This is a genomic window from Bacillus sp. P4_D3 (assembly GCF_056401855.1).
On the sequence record NZ_JBFUIN010000801.1, the window covers coordinates 1 to 1,324 of the forward strand.

Sequence of the window (1,324 nt, forward strand, 5' to 3'; positions counted from 1 at the left end):
GGGGTTAGTGAAATTTATTATGCATTATACCTATTTTTTCGACGTTCCATCCTAGTTTGTCCTTGAACAGTACTTTCTTTATATTGATCTATTTGCTCTGCCATTTCATATGTTACAACTGGTTCTTCGTTATTACGCTCATGCATTATTTCTGACGTTTTACGTTTAGAACCTTTTCCACCAAACTTAAATAATTTCATCTTAAATTTCGGTAATCTTGGAAAGCGGATCTTAAATGATAGCCTTTTACKTTTCTTTTTTTGTTTAAATAGATTTGTATTTTCTTTATTATTATCTTTCTCTTTTCGATGAATTAACGTCGCAAGTAATCCACCTAATATAAGTCCTCCAACCAAGAGTAAAAGATATACGTAATTGCTTGTCATTAAACTCGTCATACGCTCAAGTATGACTAACGACTGTACTTCTTTTATATCCCATAATAAAGCGGCCCATAATGAGAATAAACCTAAAGTAAGCCCGTATGTACGAAAGCGGAATATACAAGGTATTAAAGCCATACAAGCGGCAATTTTGGCATTTGCTATTATAGCACTTGTTGAAATATCCTGATTCCAAATAACTAACAGTAGTGTTATAAATGGTGCATATGCTATCCAGCTACATATACGTGAATATATCTTTTTCGCAAAGTAACTACCGAAACTAGTAAAAAATAAAAGTCCTCCAATATATAAAGATTGTTCAAGAGGGATTTGCTTTAACATTCCTGCAATTGGAAAGAGGCCGCTCAGTAGCATTAATAATACATCTAATTTCTTCACAATTCCCCATTCCTTTCAAATTTTCTTTTCAATTAATAAAAATCGCTTTTCCATATGATGTAGTTTTTGTATTTCTAAAAAACATCTTAATCCTGTATGTAAATAAAGTAAATACGTAAAAGAAAAGATACATGACAAAGGATAGCCTTATTTACATGAAAAAATGACAAATCCTGCTCATTATTACTAGCAGGATTTGTATACTATTATTTATATTAATATCAATGCATCTTCTTTTTCTAAAATTATTACATCTGCATCTAATTCGTCACTGAATTCTTTAAACTCCCTTGAATCAATATCTGTAGTATAATTTTTAATTAATTTAACCATATGCATTACATGCGTATTATGAATATTTTGTTCCGAGAGCAAGGTTGATTTACAGCACATGTAATGTATCATTTTGGCGATTTCTTCTCTTTCCTCAGATTTTACACCAAACGGGATAACTTCGAGTATGTGCTGCTGTACTATCTCATTGCAATTTAATTCGTATGCAGCCGTACTATAGTAAATTCCCATTTGATCTACAAATA

Annotated in this window: 1 protein-coding gene and 1 pseudogene; both read right to left on the bottom strand. The window is 31.1% G+C overall.

Annotated features, from left to right (window positions below; translation table 11 throughout):
• Positions 1-17 precede the first annotated feature (17 nt).
• The gene (locus AC1DTM_RS26810; RefSeq protein ID WP_477001312.1) at positions 18-785 is read right to left on the bottom strand and encodes a DUF3959 family protein; all 768 of its coding nucleotides are present in this window, start codon (positions 783-785) and stop codon (positions 18-20) included.
• A 210-nt stretch (positions 786-995) separates the two neighbouring features.
• A pseudogene (locus tag AC1DTM_RS26815) lies at positions 996-1,324 on the bottom strand (translation initiation inhibitor); the annotation flags it as partial.